The sequence below is a fragment of the Lacticaseibacillus parakribbianus genome (assembly GCF_025490915.1).
Lineage (GTDB): Bacteria > Bacillota > Bacilli > Lactobacillales > Lactobacillaceae > Lacticaseibacillus > Lacticaseibacillus parakribbianus.
In genome coordinates, this window is record NZ_JANQBA010000028.1 from 1 (window position 1) to 3,977 (window position 3,977).

Sequence of the window (3,977 nt, forward strand, 5' to 3'; positions counted from 1 at the left end):
GGCCTGGGTGCCGGCGATGAACGGTGAGGACATCGAGGTCCCGGACATGTTGATGTAGCCGTTGTTGTTTTGGGTCGACCAGATGTTACCACCAGGGCCCGTGATGTCCGGCTTGAAGGACAGGTCGGAGGTCGGGCCGTAAGACGTGAAGTAGGACATCTTGTCGGCGTCGTAGGCCGCGTTGTGCGACTGACGCAGGCCCAGCGTTACGCTGAGCGTGTCGTCGGTGTGGCCGTCCGTCACGAAATCGGCCAGCTTGTTGCCCTGGGTCTGGGACAAGGAAATCGTTGGGATGCTGTCGTCGATGGACATGGAGGTCAACGGCACGTCGCCATCGGTGTTGTTGACGATGATCAAGGCGCTGGCACCGGCCGCAGCCGCGTTGGCCTGCTTCTCGGTGAAGTTGATCTCACCACGGGCGACGACGACGACCTTGCCGGCGGCGTCTGCGGTGATCTGATCAGGCGTCCCGATGCCAAGCTTGCCATCGGCGTCACGCGCGACGAAGAACTTCTTGGCATCGAAGTCCTTTTGGGTGGCGCTGGTCGACATCTGGGTCAGCTCAGGCGTCACCACGTCGGTGTCGCCGTCCTTGATGCTGACGGAGTAGCCCACGGCGTCGGTGTTTTCGGCCGCGGCAACGGTCGTCGCGTTCCGCGCGGTACCAGGGGCCCCGACCATTTCGGTGTCTTCGGTGTCGAAGTAGCCGACGTTGGAGCCGTCGGTGGCAGAGGTGCTGGAGCCGTCGTTACCGGCGGAAATGACGGCGGCGGTGCCGGCATCGATCGCGTTTTGAACCGCGGCCTGCTCCGGGTCGTCGTTGGTCTGGGTGCCGGAGCCGGAACCCAGAGACATGTTCAAGACGTCGGCGCCGATTTTGGCGGAGTCGTCGATGGCGGAGATGACGGTGTCGAAACCGGTCGTCGCCTCGGCGTCGGAGTTCGAGAACACCTTCATCGCCAAAAGCTGAGCTTCAGGCGCAACGCCGACAACCGAGGTCGTCGGGTCGCCGGTCGTGCCGTTGGCGCCGATGATGCCGGCGACGTGCATGCCGTGCTGCTCTTCGACTGTATCGTCTGCGATGTACTCGTTGGAGTCATCGGCGTAGTTGTACCCGTAAGGCACCTTGTCGGTCAGGAAGCGGCCGTAGCCGACGGAGCTTGCGAACGCGTTGGCGTCATCCTGGGAAATCTTGGCCTTGGACGGGTCGCTCAGGCGCATGTCCTTGTGCGACGCGTCAATCCCGGTGTCGATGACGGAGACCACGGTCCCCTCGCCTTTGTACTTGTAGTTGTTCCACACGGTCGAAACGTTGGCCATGTCGTTGGACGACGAGGCGGATTCGATGGAGTAGAACTGGCGGTTGACGGTGACGGACTTGACGCCGGCAATCTTCTGAATTGCGGCGATGTCTTCGACCTTGACCTTGGTGGCAAAGCCGTTGACCACGTAGCCGTAGCTCTTGGTGGCGCTTTGGCCGGTCACGGTCTTGACCTTGGCCTTGACGCCGGCCTGGGCGGCGATGACGGCCTTGGACGCCGCCTGAATTTCGGCGGTGCTGGAGTAGTTAGCGGTGACCGAGCCGTTCTCGGCGGCCGGCTTGGCGGTCAGCTGCACGATCACGTCGACATAAGCGTTTTGCTGCTGCTTGGTCGTCATGGTCTGGTAGTTGACACCCTTGGCGGCCAGCTGGTCGATGATCGCCTGGCGAACCGGGCTGGTTCCCTCCGCGATCGTCGCTGCCTTGGTGGCAGTCGTGCCGGTCTTAGCGATTGATTGCAATTGTGCGTTAATATCCGCTTTGACTTGTGTCTCGAGGAATGGTGAGACCGCTAATGCCCCTAAAGCCGCGGTGCTCGCCAGAAAAATCGTTAATTTGCGATTCTTAAGCTTCACAATGACCCCTCCATGCTTTTCAAAAAATTTGAATTGCCTTGGTTAGCAATATGGCCATTATAATCATATTAGCTAGATTTATCGCCATTTTTTAACGAAGTACTCATAAAAAATTCAAAAACGCCGAAACCGGCCGCTTACAGCACCCATTTTCATTTTTTGCTAAATCTTCATTGTGTGAAAATTAGGTTTGCAACCAAATTATCATTTTATATCCAAATTTACGAAGGCAACAAAAAAACCCTGCCGCTTTACGCTGACAGGGCGATTCAACGCGTGATGATCTGTGGTGAACCAGTCGCTCTAGGCTCGCCCACTAGGCACGCTTTTTGAGTGCGGTCCCGGCCAGGCCAAACAGCATTCCGACCACAATAGTCACCCCAAGAACAGACGCAGTGCCGTCAGTCCCGTCGCCGGTCTGTGGCAGTACCTTCTTAGCCGTGGTGGCCACCTGGCTGGCCGGCGCCGCAGTCATCTTCACTCCGGCCTCAGTCGCCGGGGTCTTCACGGCAGGCATGGCAACCGGTACAGGCGTTGCAGGCTTGGCATGGTCCCCCTTGGTATGCCCATGCTTTCTGGTCTCCTTGTCCGACTTCTGACCGTGCCTCGGGTGAGTGCCGGTATCGACTTTAGTGCTCTCACCCGGCTTATTGCCTTCGTCCGGCTTCGTGCCCTCGCCCGGCTTTGTTCCTTCGCCCGGTTTAGTGCCCTCGCCCGGCTTTGTTTCTTCGCCCGGTTTAGTGCCCTCGCCCGGCTTTTGGGCGTATTTAGCCGACAGGCGCGACTGCTCGTCCAACTTAAATTCGTTGAAGGAGGCGTTGTCCTGGTCCAGCTTCGCCTTGGCGGCCGTAGCGGCCGCAGCGTTCTTCGCCGCCACGTCGGCGGCCAGCTGCTGAGCTTCCGCCGCCTTGTAATCGTTGAACGTCTGGTTGGCCTGGTCCTCGCGGAACTTTGCGAGTTCGGCCCCTTTTGCGTTCTTCGCCGCCACATCGGCGGCCAGCTGCTGAGCTTCCGCTACCTTGTACGCGTTGAACGTCTGGTTGGCCTGGTCCTCGCGGAACTTTGCGAGTTCGGCCCCTTTTGCGTTCTTCGCCGCCACGTCGGCGGCCAGCTGCTGAGCTTCCGCTACCTTGTACGCGTTGAACGTCTGGTTGGCCTGGTCCTCGCGGAACTTTGCGAGTTCGGCCCCTTTTGCGTTCTTCGCCGCCACATCGGCGGCCAGCTGCTGAGCTTCCGCTACCCTGTACGCGTTGAACGTCTGGTTCGCCTGGTCCTCGCGGAACTTCGCCAGCTCGGCCCCTTTTGCGTTCTTCGCCGCCACGTCGGCGGCCAGCTGCTGAGCTTCCGCCGCCTTGTACGCGGTGAACGTCTGGTTCGCCTGGTCCTCGCGGAACTTTGCGAGTTCGGCCCCTTTTGCGTTCTTCGCCGCCACGTCGGCCGTGAGCTGCTGAGCTTCCGCCGCCTTATATGCGTTGAACGTCTGGTTGGCCTGATCCTCGCGGAACTTCGCCAGCTCGGCCCCTTTTGCGTTCTTCGCCGCCACGTCGGCGGCCAGCTGTTGGGACTCCGCTACCTTGTACGCGGTGAACGTCTGGTTGGCCTGATCCTCGCGGAACTTTGCGAGTTCGGCGCCTTTTGCGTCCTGCGCATCCGCCGGCGCATCGGCTGCCCGGACGACGTGAGCGGTCTGCGGCGCGGCAATCAGCGCAGCCAGTAATGCGGTGGTGACGACCCCCGCGGCCACCCAGCCGCGACGGGTCTTGTAGAGCTTCTTGGCGCCATTACGAGTTTCCATTCGTACTCCTCCTTGTTCTGCCAACATACCCAATTAACAGACTACGCCCAAAATGATATTCGCTGTCACCGTAGCCGTCAAATTTTAGCGTCAGCAGAAAAAGCTGAAGTGTTTAATCGTTTTAAGCATAAAAAAAGAAGCCTACCCGGAGGTAAGCTTCTTCTGGCTCTTCGTCAAGTGGAGTTGATACAGATTTATAAGAGTGCCTGGACCTTAATTGGTCTGGGTGCTCTTTTATTAGTGCCATTTGGTTTGAACCAGACGCGTTCCAAGAAAATGCGGTTGA

2 protein-coding genes are annotated in these 3,977 nt (G+C 59.2%); both read right to left on the reverse strand.

Features of this window, described 5'->3' with window-relative positions:
• A partial coding sequence (locus NUH19_RS12915) for a S8 family serine peptidase (RefSeq protein WP_262316941.1) occupies nt 1-1,896 on the reverse strand: 1,896 nt, incomplete at its 3' end.
• Nucleotides 1,897-2,212: 316 nt separating this feature from the next.
• Entirely contained in the window at nt 2,213-3,691 is a 1,479-nt protein-coding gene (locus NUH19_RS12920; protein WP_262316942.1) for a hypothetical protein, read from the reverse strand.
• Between the last annotated feature and the right edge of the window lie 286 nt (nt 3,692-3,977).